Source organism: Pseudomonas sp. IPO3749, assembly GCF_013386605.1.
Lineage (GTDB): Bacteria > Pseudomonadota > Gammaproteobacteria > Pseudomonadales > Pseudomonadaceae > Aquipseudomonas > Aquipseudomonas azotoformans_A.
In genome coordinates this window covers 1-16,650 of record NZ_JACARN010000009.1, presented here as the reverse complement: position 1 = coordinate 16,650, position 16,650 = coordinate 1, and the positions used below count along the sequence as shown (strand labels likewise).

Annotated in this window: 13 protein-coding genes; 10 read left to right on the top strand and 3 right to left on the bottom strand. The window is 57.4% G+C overall.

The window, feature by feature from the left end; translation table 11 throughout:
* Window positions 1-62: 62 nt before the first annotated feature.
* On the top strand, window positions 63-551 hold the full coding sequence (locus HX812_RS03645; RefSeq protein ID WP_005791582.1) for a TIGR00645 family protein: 489 nt from the start codon (window positions 63-65) through the stop codon (window positions 549-551).
* A gap of 15 nt (window positions 552-566) precedes the next feature.
* Here HX812_RS03645 and HX812_RS03640 read toward each other — a convergent pair whose 3' ends face one another.
* Together HX812_RS03640 and HX812_RS03635 are read right to left on the bottom strand one after the other, a co-directional pair.
* Window positions 567-2,000 (bottom strand): glycosyltransferase family 39 protein, encoded by a 1,434-nt coding sequence (locus tag HX812_RS03640; RefSeq protein ID WP_038847630.1) that lies wholly within the window; start codon window positions 1,998-2,000, stop codon window positions 567-569.
* A 124-nt stretch (window positions 2,001-2,124) separates the two neighbouring features.
* Entirely contained in the window at window positions 2,125-3,150 is a 1,026-nt protein-coding gene (locus HX812_RS03635) for a hypothetical protein (protein WP_038847633.1), read from the bottom strand.
* A 166-nt stretch (window positions 3,151-3,316) separates the two neighbouring features.
* Here HX812_RS03635 and HX812_RS03630 point away from each other — a divergent pair, with 166 nt between their 5' ends.
* The 4 genes from HX812_RS03630 (at window position 3,317) to HX812_RS03615 (ending at window position 9,079) form a co-directional block, all read left to right on the top strand.
* A complete protein-coding gene (locus HX812_RS03630) occupies window positions 3,317-3,826 on the top strand; it encodes a sigma-70 family RNA polymerase sigma factor (RefSeq protein ID WP_038847635.1) in 510 nt (169 codons plus the stop codon).
* A complete protein-coding gene (locus tag HX812_RS03625; RefSeq protein WP_038847636.1) occupies window positions 3,823-4,791 on the top strand; it encodes a DUF4880 domain-containing protein in 969 nt (322 codons plus the stop codon). Before HX812_RS03630 ends, HX812_RS03625 begins: the two co-directional genes overlap by 4 nt.
* A gap of 109 nt (window positions 4,792-4,900) precedes the next feature.
* Window positions 4,901-7,309, top strand: a complete 2,409-nt coding sequence (locus HX812_RS03620; protein ID WP_038847638.1) for a TonB-dependent siderophore receptor — start codon at window positions 4,901-4,903, stop codon at window positions 7,307-7,309.
* Between the two features lie 300 nt (window positions 7,310-7,609).
* Window positions 7,610-9,079 carry a hypothetical protein gene (locus HX812_RS03615; protein ID WP_038847642.1) on the top strand — a complete coding sequence of 490 codons (1,470 nt, stop codon included), beginning with the start codon at window positions 7,610-7,612 and terminating at the stop codon, window positions 9,077-9,079.
* Window positions 9,080-9,133: 54 nt separating this feature from the next.
* Here the strand turns inward: HX812_RS03615 and HX812_RS03610 are convergent, their stop codons facing one another.
* Window positions 9,134-10,009, bottom strand: a complete 876-nt coding sequence (locus HX812_RS03610) for a WYL domain-containing protein (RefSeq protein WP_038847644.1) — start codon at window positions 10,007-10,009, stop codon at window positions 9,134-9,136.
* 119 nt (window positions 10,010-10,128) lie between these two features.
* Here HX812_RS03610 and HX812_RS03605 point away from each other — a divergent pair, with 119 nt between their 5' ends.
* From HX812_RS03605 to HX812_RS03585, 5 genes are all read left to right on the top strand, one after another.
* A complete protein-coding gene (locus tag HX812_RS03605; protein ID WP_038847645.1) occupies window positions 10,129-10,386 on the top strand; it encodes a hypothetical protein in 258 nt (85 codons plus the stop codon).
* Window positions 10,387-10,418: 32 nt separating this feature from the next.
* Complete coding sequence (locus HX812_RS03600) at window positions 10,419-10,613, top strand: hypothetical protein (protein ID WP_038847648.1); 195 nt, start codon at window positions 10,419-10,421, stop codon at window positions 10,611-10,613.
* A gap of 94 nt (window positions 10,614-10,707) precedes the next feature.
* Window positions 10,708-10,977, top strand: coding sequence for a hypothetical protein (locus tag HX812_RS03595; RefSeq protein WP_038847650.1), 270 nt, complete (start codon window positions 10,708-10,710; stop codon window positions 10,975-10,977).
* Window positions 10,978-10,999: 22 nt separating this feature from the next.
* Window positions 11,000-14,035, top strand: coding sequence for a DUF726 domain-containing protein (locus HX812_RS03590; RefSeq protein ID WP_038847652.1), 3,036 nt, complete (start codon window positions 11,000-11,002; stop codon window positions 14,033-14,035).
* Complete coding sequence (locus HX812_RS03585) at window positions 14,035-15,738, top strand: LeoA/HP0731 family dynamin-like GTPase (RefSeq protein ID WP_038847654.1); 1,704 nt, start codon at window positions 14,035-14,037, stop codon at window positions 15,736-15,738. Before HX812_RS03590 ends, HX812_RS03585 begins: the two co-directional genes overlap by 1 nt.
* Window positions 15,739-16,650 lie beyond the last annotated feature (912 nt).

Here is a 16,650-nt window from a genome sequence, read left to right as displayed (position 1 = left end):
TACAGGTGTCTTGTGGCGGCTGGTATACTCGCCGCCATTTTAAACAAGCTGTGTGAGATCCCATGGAACGCTTCATCGAAAATACTATGTACGCCTCACGCTGGCTGCTGGCGCCGATCTACCTGGGGCTGTCCCTGGGCCTGCTGATCCTGGCGCTGAAGTTTTTCCAGGAAATCATTCACGTCATTCCCAATATCTTCACGATGCTGGAAGCTGAAGTGATCCTGTTGCTGTTGTCGTTGATCGACATGGCGCTGGTCGGTGGCTTGTTAGTGATGGTGATGATCTCCGGCTACGAGAACTTCGTCTCGCAGTTGGATATCGATGAGAACAAAGAAAAGCTCAACTGGCTGGGCACCATGGACTCTTCGTCGTTGAAGATGAAAGTGGCGGCCTCCATCGTGGCGATTTCGTCCATCCACTTGCTGCGTATCTTCATGGACGCCAAGAACGTCGATCCGCAACACCTGATGTGGTACGTGATCATCCACATGACCTTCGTGGTCTCGGCGTTTGCCATGGGTTACCTGGACAAGCTCACCAAGCACTGATGCCCCGCGCCGGCCTTACTGCTCGACGAAGTAGTAAGGCTGGCGATTGATCGACATCTGCTTGATCACCTTCACCGGGGTGGCCAGGTCGTTGGTATGGTCCAGCAACGCAATGTTGCCGGGCTTGGCGCCGAGGTAGCGATGCAACTCGGCCTCGGTTTGCAGGATCGGCAAATAGGCCTGCAGGTAGAACACGCTGGCCCCGGCGATGCGCTCGTTGGGCTGGAACAACACCACTTCCTTACCTTCGTCTCTGAATGCCTGGACCTGGCTGATCACCGGTACGAACGACTGGCGCACATCGGCTTTGGGCGCGAACCAGAAGGCGGCGATCAAGTAGCAACCCACGGCCAGGGTAAACACCCCGCCCACCACGGTTCTGTGATGTTTATGCAGCGCGGGTTTGTGGGTTTTCAGCCAGTCCAGCAACACCCGTGCATATTCTGCGGCCAGGACGGCGGCGGCGGGGGTGAGTGCCATCAGGTAAACGGTGCGTTTGCTCGACGCCAGGGTCAGCAGGGTGAACTGCGCCACCAACCAGATGCTGAAAAACAGATGGTAGCGGTTGCGCACCAGGCTTTTGCGAAAGTGCCACAGGCCCAGATACACCAAGATATTCCAGGGCAGGAACGCCTCGGGCAGCTTGGCGATGTAGTAGTAGAACGGCTCGTAATGCCCGGCCTCGACAAACGAGCCGCTGAAACGGCCGACGCTGTTGGTCAGCAACACTTCGGCCACCGCCTGCATGCCGCCGCGCTGGAACAGGAACCCTAGCCAGATCACCAGCGGCACCAGCGCCAGCAAGGTAAACAGCGCAGGCTTGAGCCAGTTGCCAATCTGCAGGCGTTTGTCCATCAGGCTGGTGCTGGCCAGGTACGCGAAAATCACAATGCCCGGCATCGCCAGGCCCAGCACGCCTTTGCTGAGGGTGGCGATCACCATCCCGGCGGTAAACAGTGCCCATGCGCCGGTGCTGGAGCCTTGGCGATCGGGCCGCACGGCCTGGTAGAACGCCAGCAGCGCGGTGGTCACGCCGAGGGTGAGCAGCGAATCCTCACCCACGCCACGCGCATTGCTCCAATAGCTGGCCATGGTCGCCAGGATCAACGCCGCGCTGAACGCCAGCGTCTGCGGTCGCCCGAACCTGCGCAGCATCGTGTAAAGCAGCATCACGCTGAACAGACCTGCAAATGCCGAAGCCAAGCGGACGGCCCAGGTGGTGCCGCCGAACAGGCGAATCGCCCCAGCGTCGATCCACAGGCTCAAAGGCGGTTTTTCCAGGAATGGCTCACGAAACAACTGAGGCACTACCCAGTTATTGTCCAAGTGCATGGCCATGGCGATCCCGGCGACCCGGGCTTCGGTGGAGCCTTGCAGCTCATGGTTGCCCAAGGCAAAGAAGAACAACAGACCAGCCAGCAGGAGCAGCAGGGGAGCAGGACGCGTCATGGAGTGTGGCTACCAGGGCAGGAGGACCGTCCGGGGGAACGGTCATTGCAATGGGCTAGTATCCGTGGGCGTTTCTGAATATTTCGTGAACGAGTGTGGGATTTTTGTAAGGCTGAATGCTTGCTTAGGGTGCTTTCAAGCTGGGCACAGCAGCTTTGCCTTGGGCCGTCAGCACCGGTTCCAATTGTTCCCACGTGAAGCTCAGTTCGTTGTCACAGCCATCGCCTTGGGCGGGTGTGGAGAGTTGCAGGCCCTGGGTGTTGAAGCTCAAGTCGAAGGTGGAGTAACTGGTCACGGCTGGGCACCCTTCGTCGACGGTGGTTTGTTTGGCCAACCAGGCGCTGAAGGTGGCGGGCAGTTTGACCTGGCCCGAGTAGGGCGTGTCCCATTGCTCACGGCCGCCCAGCCAGGTCCAGGGGTCGACCTTTTCACCGGATTGCAGGTTCCAACTGTGCAGGCCCCAACTGATCCCCCCGCGCCCGTAACCCGCTGACCAGCGATAGAAACGCACGGTGATCCAGTGCGATGACCAGTAGAACGGTTCCACCGTGATCTCGCTGGTGCTGGTGCTGCCGCTTTGGTCCAGTGAGTTACGCCGCTCTCTATAAAAATCGGTCTGGCCATCCGGATTGATGGCCATGCGTGCGAGATCCCGGTTGATCTTATCGATGGCTTCCCCATCGCCCTCGAGTTTCAGGATCACCTGCCCGCCTTGGGTCTTCACCTGATAGGCGTGTTCGGCGAAGGTCTTCTTCTCGACCTTCACCGCAGGCGGTGTGGCTTCCAGCGGATTGTTATAGGTGTCGCTGGCGCAGCTGTCCGTGTCCGCGCGTTTGAGCATCAGCGCCAGGCTTTTGCCGCCAATGGCTTTGCTCCAGCTGCCGGTCAACGTGTCGCCTTGCGGATCGTCCAACTGCCAGAAACCGGTTTGCCCTTCTTCCACCCAGGGCTCGCTGGCGTTGGCTTGGGTCAACTGAATGGGCGTGAGAATGCGTTGGTAGTAATAGCTGCCATTGGCGCCGTGGGCACCGTTGAAACAGACGGTAATGGCGGATTTGCCCAAGGTGCCCGTCCAGACACCGGCCAGGTCGGCGGCGGTGGCAAGCAGAGGAGCGCAGGCGAGGGCGAGAGCGGCGAGTGGCTTGAACACGGGTATCGGACTTCCGGATGTCTGATAGAGGAGAGCAGGGTAATGGGAAGTGCGGGGGAGTCCAAGAGGGCAGGTGCCACGCTCAGTAAGAAACTCCTAACCTGTCTCTAATGAGAAGTATTATCATGTGTGACTTTTCGCAGCCGTCCCCCTGGATATCACACCGATGGCCTCATCTTCTTCTGCCCATCAGGTCGTGGGCGAGCTCTATGCCCAGCATCACAGCTGGGTAGTGCAGTTGCTGCGGCGCAAGTTGGGCGGGCAGGAGCAGGCCCTGGACCTGGCGCAGGATACCTTTGTGCGGATCTTGAGCAGCGGCACCGTGCCGGTTTTCCGTGAGCCGCGTGCGTATCTCACGACGGTCGCGAGCCGTTTGTGTGGGCAGTATTTCCGTCGTCAGGCGCTGGAGCGTGCCTATGAGCAGTCGCTGACAGTCCTGGAGCCCGAGCACATGCCTTCGCCGGAAACCCGCTTGCTGGTACTCGAAGCGCTGGATGCCGTAGGCCAGGTGCTGGATGGGTTGGGCAGCAAGGTGCGCGAGATTTTCCTGCTGTCGCAGCTGGATGGCCTGACTTATCCACAGATCGCCGAACGCATGGACCTCAGCGTGAATGTGGTGCAAAAAGCCATGCTCAAAGCCTATCGCCATTGCTACCTGGCGGTGTACGCGGCATGAACCGCTTCAAGTCTGCCAACGATCAACCCTTGGACGAATGCGTGCTGGACCAGGCCTTGAACTGGATGGTCGCCCTGCAATCGGGCACCTGCGGCGCTGCTGAGCAGCATGCCTGCCAGCAATGGCGCAACGAGAACCCGCAACATGAACTGGCTTGGCAGCGTTTGGCCGGGCTCAGCCGCGATATGCGCCTCAACACCCAGGCGCTGCCTGCGTCCAATGCCCGACAATTGCTACGGGCACGCAGTGTTCCGTCGCGGCGCACGGTCCTCAAGGGGTTCGCTGGCTTGAGCGTAGCCACCGCGCTGGGTCTGAGCGTGCGCGAGCGGGTGCTGTTGCCGGAGCTGTTCAGCGATTACCACACCGCTACTGGGGAGCGACGGCATCTGCGCCTGGCCGATAACGGCGAGTTGCAATTGGATACCCGCACTGCTGTGGATATCCGTGGTGCCCACCTGGCACTCAACCTCGGCAGGTTGTTGTTAAGCACTGGGGCAAGCGCTGGCACCGCGGTCCAGACGGCCAATGGCTGGATACGCCCGGCGGCGCTGTCGCGGATGATCATCAGCCACGACTTGCCCCGCCAGCAGGGTACGCAGGTGCAGATGCTGTCGGGCAGCGCTTCCATCGAACCTTCGCACGGCGCGAGCCTCCTGCTCGGCATGGGCCACAAATTGAGTTTCGACCGTCTGCAGGGCGGGCCGCTCGCCGCCGTGCCATCCAGCGCCGACGCCTGGACCCAAGGCCTGTTGATCGCCGAGCGCATGCCACTGCGCGAGGTGCTTGAGCAACTCGATCGCTACCGACGCGGCGTACTGCGCTGCGATCCCGTCGTGGCGGGTTTGCAGGTATCGGGTTCGTTCTCGCTGGACCATCCCGAGGCCAGCCTGGACCTGCTGGCCAAAGTGTTGCCCGTTCGTGTGCAACGGGTGTTTGGCTACCTGGCCACGGTCGTGCCGGCCTGACCTGAAATTATTTTTACATCGCGTGGCAGTTTTTTGAGTCTCGAGCATCAAGACGGGTAAGACGCAGAAAAAAGCGTCCACCCAACCCTTTCACGACAGGACAGTCTTTATGCTCAGCCGCGTCAGCGCTTTGCGCACCGTTATCCTCGGTTTATCGGTGGCAACCGCCAGCCACAGCGTCATGGCCGCCACGGCGGCGCCCGCCCAGGAACAATCCCAGCCCCGGGCGTATGACATTTCGCCCGGCAGTCTTGACCGTGTGTTGGGTGCGTTTGGGCAGCAAGCGGGTGTGATGATCGGTATCGATTCCGCGCTGGCTGCCGGCATTCAGAGCAAGGGTTTGAAGGGCAGTTTCTCTGTGGATGAAGGCCTTGAGCGCCTGCTGGCCCCAGCGAATTTACAGGCAGAGCGTGAGCCGGGCGGCTATCGCGTGGTGGCCAAACCGGTCTCACAGGACGGCAAAATGGAGTTGCAGACCACTCAGGTCAACGCCAACCAACTGGGCACTGTCACCGAAGGCACGGGCTCGTACACCCCAGGCACCATTGCCACGGCCACGCGCCTGGTGCTGACGCCACGGGAGACTCCGCAATCGATCTCGGTGGTCACCCGCCAGGTCATGGATGACTTCGGCCTCAAGTCGATTGACGACGTAATGCGCCACACACCGGGCATCACCGTGTCGACCTACGACACCGAACGCACCAACTATTACTCGCGCGGTTTCTCCATCGAGAACTTCCAGTACGACGGCATACCGACCCTGCGTGATGCTCAATACTCAGCGGGCCAGACCATGACGGACATGGCGATCTACGACCGCGTCGAAGTGCTGAAGGGCGCTACCGGCCTGCTGACCGGTGCCGGCGGCCCTGGCGGCACCATCAACCTGATCCGCAAGAAGCCGACTTCCGAGTTCAAGAGCAGCATCGAACTGGGTGCGGGCTCCTGGGATAACTACCGTTCGCAGGTCGACGTCAGCGGCCCCCTGACCGACACCGGTAACGTGCGCGGTCGCGCAGTGGCCGCCTATCAGGACAAAAAATCGTTCCTGGATCACTACTCGCGCAAGACCAGCGTGCTCTACGGCATCCTCGAAGTCGACCTGACCCCGGACACCCTGCTGACCCTGGGCGCCGACTACCAGGACAGCGACCCCAAAGGTTCCAGCTGGACCGGCACCCGCACCATCTTCGACGCCACCGGCAACAAACTCGACCTGCCGCGCTCGTTCAACAACGGGCCAAAATGGGGCTCATGGCAACAATACAGCCACACCGTATTCGCCACCCTGGAACACAGCTTCGACAACGGCTGGGTCACCAAAGGCCAGTACAACCATCAGGTCAACGGCTATGACGCACCACTGGGCTACATCTCCCAGGATTCCGCGACAGCCAGTTCGATCTATGCCGCCAAATACACCGGCGACACCACCAGCGACAGCCTGGATGTGTATGCGTCGGGGCCGTTTGAGCTGTTCGGGCGTGAGCATGAACTGGTGATCGGCCAGTCCGTTTCCAGCTCACGGTGGAAGGGTAAGGACTACCGTAACCCCGTCTACTTCGACAACTCCTATGACTTTTACAACTGGCACGGCGAGGCGATTGAGCCAGCATGGGGCAAGGCCTCCCGCTTCAGTGATGAAATCACCCGCCAGACCGGCACCTATGTCACCGGGCGCTTCAGTCTGACCGACGCGCTGCACCTGTTGCTGGGCACGCGGGTTGCCAACTATCAAGTCACCGGCACCAGCGACACCGAAGAAAGCGGCAAAGTAGCGCCGTACGCCGGCCTGACGTACGACCTCAACGAGAACTTCACCGCCTACGCCAGCTACACCGAAATCTTCAAGCCGCAGACCCAGTACCGCGATCGAACCAACACCATGCTTCAACCCGACGAGGGCAAAAACTACGAGATAGGCCTCAAGGGCGAATTCTTCAATGGCCGCCTGAATGCCAGCCTCGCCTACTTTGAAGTACACGAGACCAATCGCCCAATCGCCGATACCGCCTGGAATTCGCAGCCCGCCGTCGATTACGCGTACATGGGCACCGAGAGCAAAACCAAAGGCTACGAGGCTGAAATCTCCGGCGAACTTGCTCCAGGCTGGCAGTTGCAGGCCGGCTACACCCACAAGATCGCCCGCGATGCTGATGGTAAGAAAGTGGCGACCTGGGAGCCAGAGGATCAGGTCACCCTCTACACCAGCTACAAACTCCAAGGCCGCCTGGACAAACTCACCCTCGGTGGTGGCACACGCTGGCAGAGCGCGGGCTGGCAGACCGTGCGCAACTGGGGTTATCCAGGTGGCGGTCGCTCAGAAAAATTTACCCAGGACCCATACTGGCTGGTGGACGTGATGGCGCGTTATCAGTTGACCCAGAACCTGTCGGCCACGCTGAACGTCAACAACCTGTTCGACAAGAAGTACTTCACCAATATCGGGTTCTATGACTCGGCGTATTACGGTGACCCACGCAACGTGATGGTCACGACGCGTTGGGATTTCTGAGGCAGATGACAGCAAAAGGCCGAGTTAACTCGGCCTTTTTTTTGTTATTGGAATGCTGGTGTGTCTTGGGTGAGGACCAGTACTCGCTCTACCAACAGTTCGCTCAGCACGATCAATTGCTGGCTGGCCAGCAGCTTGTGGCGGCTGGCACCTTCGCCACCCAGCGCGAGACAAGCCCGCTCACTACAGTGACCTCAAAAAATATGGAGATACCAATGCCTATAGACGCACCTATCCTCGACGTAACCTGTTGTATTGCTTAAGGTGTGGCCATTCGACATTACCCATTCGGTGGTCCGCATGAAGCGCGCAGAATTCCTTGCACAACCTGAAGTGGTGGATTTTCTTGCATGGTTGCAAGTTAACTTGCCGGTGCTTTCGTTCAATCTGCGCTTTAAAGCCAGTAACTTCGTGCCCGGTGGTTTGATCGCCCAGGTTCAGGGTTTCGAGCAAGTGATCAAGCACTATCGCTGGAAGGCGAGCTGGCAGGATACGCACCAGAACAATGTCGATTCACAGACCTGGACACAGACCCTACGCTCCCTCGGACAACTGCGCGAATGGCTAACAAGTGCCGTCACTGCGTGTGATGATGTGCAAGCCCTCGCAGCCTGTTTGCAGGTGCTTCGCTGGGGCGGTGTACAGGGTGCGATTCCCTTTTTGCAGCGGCTGGCTGCCGAAGGTCGCCTGACGAATTATTTGCGCAACATGGCCGGGCTTATGGCGCTTGATACTGACCACGACCTGGAGGATCTCAACGCCGAAAGCGTGCAGCGTTTTGATGCGGGCCTGACCAAGATTCACGCATTGCTTGATGTGTCTGGATCGCCAATTTACGACAGTCGCGTCGGCGCTGCGATGGGGATGTTGTATTCACTGTTTCGCGAGCAATGGACCGGCAAGGGAAAACCCTTGTTAGCGTTCCCTTCCGGAGGTGCTCGTGGTAACCAGTTGCGTAACCCGGGGGCGTTTGTGAATGGGTTGGCGGCGCCACAATTTTCATCGATCAATTATGAGACGTGGGCGCGCTGGCAGGTTCGTCTGGGTTGGATTATCCGAGCCTTGCTTGAACGCACGAGCTGGTTTACTGAGCACGGTGCTTTACCCGCTCGCTGCCACGCCTTTGAGGCCAGCTTGTTCATGCTTGGCTATGACCTGCGCTGTTTTGGCGTGCCGCCCACGCCATTGGAACCTGTGACTCAAGCGCAGCACAGCGAGCGTGAAAGCACGGGCTGGGTACCGACGGGGCATCCCTTCAGCCAGGTCATCCAGGATTACCTCATGTTTCGCCGCAGCGGTGCAGAGGACAATAAAGCGTCATTTGTTGACTGGCTGTCGACTCACCCACGTGACGCCAAGACGATCTCGCGCGCGACTGCACAAGGTTACTGCTTTGCGTTTTCCATGCAGGAGTTCGACCTGTTCGGTCGCCCCATCGAAACCCTTGAACGCATCGTTGACGGTGGCAAGGACGGCTTGTGCGCGGCACTGGGATATAAGGAACTGGGGCCGTTCACCTTGGCGGATGAGCGGGTCAATGTGTGCCTGGTGGATGTGCTGATCACCGGGAAGGCGTATCAGCAGGCGACGAGCGCGCAGGCGCGCGTCGAGTTCATCCTGAGCGCCGGCTACGCCGGGACCGAGAACGCCGCAAGAACGCTGATGGCCCTGGGGCGCAACGTAGGCAACCACTTCGGCCTGCTCGATGCAGAGCATTTGCCGACGCCTGTGTTCGAGCAGTTTTTTCACAGCTGTTCGCTCGACGCCTGACGTGCATACGGCCGAGTGCGTCCGTACGCGAGCAGAAGGTGCGGCGCACCGCCCTCAATCATGCATGAGCCAGGGCCTCAACTCCTTGAGATTGGTAACCACGATCTGCTGTGCCTCTGGGTTGGTGGCCTGGTTTCTCGGGTCGACCTGATAGCGTCGTAATACATACTTCACCAATGCTTTGCGACTGGCGACAACCAGTTGCCCATCCGTCATGCCGAAGTCGGTTTCGATGATCGCCTGCTGCGCCGCGTTCAAGCGGCCATCGGGTGCAAAGATGATCGGTACTTCGGTGTTCCAGTCTTCGTCCAGCTCACGTGTGTTCTGCGACTCGTCGAGCAGGTCCGGCTCGCCGCGCAGGCGGCTCAATACAAAGTCGCGATACTGGCGGTTCTTCTCACAGTAGGCGCGCACATGCCAGCGCATCCCGGTGTACACCAGGGTATGTGGGGCAATCAGGCGGACTTCCACGTTCGGGGTGTTGAGCGAAACGTATTCGGTTTCCAGGCGCAAACCGTCGCGACAAGCCGCGAGCAAGGGCCGCAGGATTTCTGGCCGAATCGGTCGGTCCGGCACTTCCAGCACCTTGGTGTGAGCGTAGGCCAGGGCCAATCCGTCGATGTGCGGCGCCCGTTCATTGTTCTGGTAAAGCAGGTGCAGATAAGCGCTGGCGCTGTCATCGATGAACAGCGGTTTGAACTGTTTGCTCGGTACATAGCCCTTGCGTTGCTTGTCATATGTCAAGTTTCGGGGCGCATGTTCATTGATGTAGGTGTTGATGTCCTTGGAGGCCTGCTGACGGCTGATGCCGAAGCTCTGGATCAAGTGCCCCGTGGTCAGCCGACCTTCCCACCAGGCAACGGTCTCGATCAAACGATAGCGAAGTGCCAGGTCCCAACGGACTTGTTCGATGGATTGCTTGCGTTTCATACCCGCTCCATGTGTGTGAATACTTTACCTGTATAAGTCTACATTCTAGACCTGTCGTTAAACACTACATATCGTGTGACTGTCTTCGGAATACATCGAAGGCATGAAGGGATGTGAGCATGAGTATGTCGGAAGCGGTTTCGACGGGGGCATTGGCGGTGATGGGGATCATCCTGCTGGTGCTGATACAGCAGTGTTTGAAGCTTAGCGAGCTTTGGAAAATGGTCGACCATTATCAGAAAGATCTGCGTTGGGCGCAGATCTGGGAAGTAGAAAACCGCGAGTTGCGTTCGGCGCTGCGGGCCGAAAGAGAACACGTCGCGCAGTTGCAGCGACAGCTGGTGATTTTGCAGGCAATGCTCCCGTTAGAGGAATAAGCCGTGGGGCGGGTATTCAGGAGAACGTATTGATGCCGATAAAACCCAAACCCTTCACGTTTGTGTGTGAAGACTGCAAGTGGAAGAAAACCGTCGCCCCGCGCAGTGATGCATTGATGCCCGGTGATTGGTTTGCGATCTGTCCGAAGTGCGGCAGTACGGCGCTGAAAATGCGCGCGGCAGGGTGGCTTGAGGCGGCGGCAGCGGAGTGGTGCGCGCGCCGCTAGCTGCAGCGGATGGTGGCGTTGTGGCATTATTTGTGGCTGTCTGGGTGTGCCACCGCCGCATCAAGCACATCCGTTGAATCAAGGAGGAAGGGGTATGGGCCTTATAGTCGGTACTGTGTTGGTTTTTGTGGTGCTTGCGGTACTCGCCAGCCTGATTGAGCGAGGCGCCGCTTCGCGGATGTTGCGTCCTTATATCGGCTTGCTGCTGATTTCCAGTGTGATCGCCGGTATGGGTTTATTACTGGGCTTTTTGTCCACAGATGTGCAGGGGTTTTTTTACATAGCAGCCAAAGTATTGGCTGTGTTGGTCGGCGTAGCGCTATGTGCGCATTTGATCATCATCATCGCCAAGCGATGGTTGTAGTGGCAGGGATAGCGAGAACTCGATGAGCAGACTATTTACGTTCAGCAGCTTACAAAATAAAAGCCACGGATCGAATGAAGCGAATATCTTCGTTCACGGTTACAGCGCCGGCCATAGTGTCGAAGACCGGCAAACCTTGCTGGCAAGCATTCCTGAATCCATTCGCAACCACACGAACATTTTCGCCTTTTGGCCGTCCAGCCATTTTGCCCGCTTCAATCGGACGTCAAAAACACTGCTTCACGCCACAAGCCGGGTGTCATTGCCGGTTGGCGCCGCAGCCGCGGCTGTCGATCGTGGCTCGCACTTTTGGAAAATCCGTTCGCGAGCCGAGGAAATGGGCGAGTCACTACTCGACCAATTAAGTGGTTACCTGCGTGACCACCACCTGGGCATCGATACCGTCAACCTGATCGGGCATTCGCTCGGTGGGCGTCTGGTCATCAGTAGCTTGAAAAAACTTGTCGCCGCGCGGTCTCACTCACTCGCGGTGAATGATGTTTTGCTGATGGCTGCTGCGGTCACCGTGGAGCCTTCTGAGGCGCATCAGATGCGCGGCGTGCTCAAAGGACGCCTGATCAATGCCTACTCCAAATCTGATTGGACGTTGTTGATGAACGCAGGCGAGGTTTGCCTGGGTCGCAACGAGGTTGAGCATTTCGAAAATATCCAGATCACTGGCTTTGCGCACGGTGACTACTGGAAACAACTCCCTGAGGTGCTGACCCAGGTACGGTTCAAAACCACGGAGCAAGATCAAGGTTTAGAGGTGCTGGAGGGGGCCCTGGCTGCTACCACTCCACCATCTGAACCACCTCATTTACAGGACGTAAGCACCATGACGCTTGACCTCAAGACCCCTGGCGATATTTATCAACACATCAATGATGAGCTGGCGAGCATTACCCTTTCGCTGAACACCCAGTCGACCGACCCAGCGCTGAATCTGGCGCAACAAGATGCGCGAGAATTGCTGAATGAACAGCAAGTCACGCTGACCGCGCAGCTCAAGGCGCTTCAAGAAAACGCCGAATGGAAAACCTTCACTATTGCGGTGTATGGCGAAACCGGTGCCGGCAAATCAACCCTTATTGAAACCTTGCGGATTCTGTTGCAAGAGCCCACCAAGGTCGTCCATCAAAAGGCATTCCGCGAGCTACAAAAAAAATACGAACTGAGCGAAGCGAACCTTCAGCACCTGCAGCAGTTGCTCGAACAGACAGACGTTCAGCTCGCCGGTCTGGTTCAACAGCTTAACGGCACTATCGAACACCATAGCCGCCTGCACAGCGATGCGCTCGATGCCATCAATGGCCTGCAGGCGCTAATCGTCGAACGCAAGGAAACTGCCTCGCTCTGGCAAAAGTTGGTTCGTCTGTTCAAGCCAATACCGGAGGAGGCGCAACTGGTGCTCGCCGAGCAGCAGTTGCCAGTGCTGGTTGCCGCCCGTGACAGTGCCATCGAACCGTTACGTGCCCAACATGGCGAGGCGGAGCAGGGTAAACACCAGTTGGCACAACAATGCGTGCAACAAGCGCAGGATAGTGAAAGCGCCCTGGCAGAACTGCAAACCCTCGGCGACGGAGAGATCATTGGCGACGGCCGTGCCGATTTCACCCGCCAAACCCAACGCTACGATCTGGAGTTGAACGGCCAACCATTCGCTTTGCTGGATGTGCCCGGTATCGAGGGTAACGAAGGGCTGGTGGTCAGCCAGATCGAAAAAGCCGTGCAGACGGCTCACGCCGTGCTTTATGTCACTAACCAGGCGGCTCCACCCCAAACCGGTGATGCACAGCGCAAAGGCACGTTGGAAAAAATCAAGGAACACCTTGGCGCGCAAACCGAGGTCTGGACGATTTTCAACAAGAAAATTACCAACCCCAAACACTCGCTTACCGACCGACCGCTCATCTCCGAAGACGAAGCTGTGAGTTTGGAAGGGCTGAACGAGAAGATGCGCGAGCAGCTTGGTGCCAACTACCGCGAGGTGTTTCCCCTCTCGGCACTGCCTGCGTTTTTGGCCTCAACCGATCACTTTGCCCCCCACTCGCAAAATGCCACTCGGCGCACCAAGATTCTCGCGGACTTCAACGCTGAAGAACTGTTGGAAAAAACCCGTTTGCGCGCGTTTTTATACCTGCTCAACGGTAAGTTACTCGATGGCAGCGACGCCAAGATAACCCGAGCTAATTTCCATAAGGCCAAGGATGCATTGGACCAGACGGTGACAGCGCTGGAGGCGCTCAAGGGCAGGTTCAGCCAGTTATTGGAGAACCTGCGTGTCGACGGTCACAGTGCTCAAGTGCAATTGAAGGGTAGCTTCAAATCCCTGAAAAAACGTCTGGAGTCAGCCGGTGAAACGGAGATTGATCAGTTTGTCAGCCGCGTGCGAAATGCGATGTACAAACGCATCGATACCGACATCAGCAATGATGAGTTCAAGCAAGGGTTTCGCGGCACCATCGATGCTCAGCAAAAGAAGCTGAGTGATGAGTTACCGCAGGTTATCGCGAAGGAGGTCGAGCGGTTCCAAAAGGAGGCCGAAGACATTCTTGCTCGCTTCGAAGAGCAAGCGCGCGAGTTGACGGGTATCTACGCGAAACTTGGCAGTACCAAGCTCGATAGCCAGTTCAATCTCAAGATCAAGATCGACAACGGTGTCAAAGTCGGCAGCTTGCTGATTGGCGTGGCGGGCACTATTGCAGCGGCGTTCTTTACCGGTGGTACCAGTTTGCTGGTGCTGGCCCCCGCGCTCGCGGGGCTCGCAGTATCGGCTTACAAGGCTGTTCGCAGCGCATTCAGCTCTGACTACAGGAAGTCCCAGCAGCGCGACGCTATTGATAGCAACCTGCGCGAAGCAACAGGTGAATTACGTACTTTGCTCCACGACGGTTTGAAAACCTCCCTGGCAGACATGGAGAAGAAAATTCGCGTGCTGGAGCAGGCACTTGAAGCCCCCATCACCCAGACCGCTGGCCTGGTACTGCTATTGGGTCAATCGACTGATCAACTGACTGCCCTTTCTCGCCAAATCGACAACGCAGGAACCCTGTAATGGAAAACACCCTCGATACATTCAAGGCTCAGCAAGCGCTCTCGGTAGACCTGCTCGGCAAACTGCTCACATTTCTCGATCAGGGCGAAGCCGCCGGCGTAACGGTTGATCCGGTGCTCAAGGACAAACTGCAAACCGCCATCGGCAGCGTGGCCGGTGAAAAACTCAAAGTGGCCCTGATTGGTGGCTTCTCGGAAGGCAAAACGTCTATCGCCGCAGCCTGGATGGAAAAGCTGGATAAATCCAGCATGAAAATCAGCCACCAGGAGTCGTCCAACGAAGTGAAAGTCTACGAAGTGGGTGACGACTTTGTATTGATTGACACCCCAGGCTTGTTCGGTTTCAAGGAGCAGGTGAACGCCGAAACCAATGCCATCGAAAAATATAAAGACACCACCAAGAAGTACGTGAGCGAAGCCCATCTGGTGCTCTACGTTATGAACTCCACCAACCCGATCAAGGAGAGCCACCAGGACGATTTGGTCTGGCTGTTCCGAACCCTGGACCTGCTGCCCCGCACGGTATTTGTACTCAGCCGTTTTGACGAAGTCGCCGACGTTGAAGACGAGCAGGACTACCAGGCCAACCTGGCCATCAAACGTACGAACGTCACCGGGCGCCTGCGCGAGCTGGTAGGGCTAAGCAAAGCCGAAGTTGCTCAGTTGACTGTCGTGGCAGTAGCGGCGAACCCATTTGATCTAGGGTTTGATCATTGGCTGACCAACATTGGCCAGTTCAAAGCGCTGTCCCATATCGCCAGTCTGCAATCGGCAACTACCTACAAAATCCAGAACAGCGGCGGCAGCGTCGCGTTGGCTGGCGAAATGCACAACAGCGTGATTCGTGATGTGCTGAACAAGCAGCTACCAGTGGCCATCGAGAATGATCAGAAAATCTCGCTGGAGGTGAGCCGACTTCGTGAGCTGAAAAGCCGCTCGGAAGACCAGTTGGAAACTACAGGGCGAGAAATCGAGGCAGTGCGCAGAAGTTTGAGCGCTTTCGTAGAGCGCTATTTCACTGACCTGATCATGCAAGCCAAGGGTGCCAGCCTGGAGACATTTGGCGACTTTTTCGAGCGCGAAGTGGGCGCAGAGGGCATCGTGCTTGCTACGCGACTGCAGAACGAATTCAGTCGGCAAACCGAATCCATCACCCTTGATGTGGCGAAGATGCAGCTCGGCTTTGATACCGAAATCAATCATTTCAACACCAATGTCCGCGCATTCGGCAAACAGGGTGTCAATCACCTGCTTAAAGGCAACATGATCAATAACACCACCGTGTTAGCCGCACGCAACACAGTGGTCAGCGCAGGCAAGATGATAGGCATGGAGCTTGGCTCACTGCTCAAATTCAAACCCTGGGGCGCCGTGAAGTTCGCCAAGGGCGCCAATGGTGCACTCGCCTTTCTCGGCGTTGCCATGGAAGCCTGGGATAGTTGGGAGCAATACAAGCGGGAAGAGGCGTTCCGTACTTCCATCGCGAAGATGGTTGAAGACTTCGAGAAGCAGCGCAAGGAGCTAATAGGCCTGATCAACGCCGAGCAATTCAAAGAGCAATTCTTCGGCAAGTATCTGGAGCTCAAAGAAAGTGTTTCCATGCTCCAGAACAGCCTGAAAGACAGCAGTGAACGCCAGCAGCGATTCCAGGCATGGCGTGTTGAGGCAGAAAACATTGAGGCGCAGTTCAAGGCGCTGAATTGAATGCGGTGAAGCGGTAAGCGTGATCGGTGTAGGTGCGGTGGTTGCGCATCTACTGATCCGGGCGGGGCTGGCGGGTGACTGCCAACTCTCCGGGTGCCTGAATCTCTTTATTTACTGAATCCCAGGCACAAAAAAAGACGTCCGTGGACGTCTTTTTTTGATCATTTGGTGGAGCCGGGGGGATTGAAAATATATGCATAACCTCTTGTTTTAAATTAGTTTATTGATAGGGTTGTTCTTAAGTGCCCCCATAAATGCCCCCGTGCACGTATTTCCGATGAGCGGCTTTTTGAGGAGTTGAACTGGCGTCCTGAATTTCGTTTTGCGACCGGGCGACGCCAGCCACCCACCAGGGAGCATTCAATAGAGTCGGTCGTGTACAGCATAACCTCGGTTATGTGGCCAGGAGGGTTTGATGTCCAGCTCAGACCGTGTGCTGGGTAGATGTCAGGTCACGCGGTTGGGTTTTCTCCGCGGTAGCGCACCATGGGCTCATCTAGGACGATTTGAGCTGAGGTGCGGTATGAGACACTCGATGGTTACCTGCCACAACTGTGGCAAAGCGATGGTTCCGAGAGCGTCATATAGCCGTGGTTTCTGGGGGTATTCGCCTTCGTCCAATCATTGCCCCTTTTGCCTGAGTGAGAACTGGCACGGCGGAAATCCAGGGTTAGGGGCTCGGCTGTTCGCTTTGGTTGGCCTGGCTCTCGGTGTTCTGGCCTGCGTGTTGGTGGGAGCTCTTCTGTTCAAGGTGCAGTGGTGGCTTGGTATCGAAGGACGGTGGCCTCTATTGACGCTGGGCACATGTGCTGTGTCGGTTAGCGCGGGATACCATTTTTACAACTGGTTTGTTGATTGCTGACCGGTGATCATGCTGTGGGAGGCAGCAATCGGCCCAGAGTGTGTAAAAAC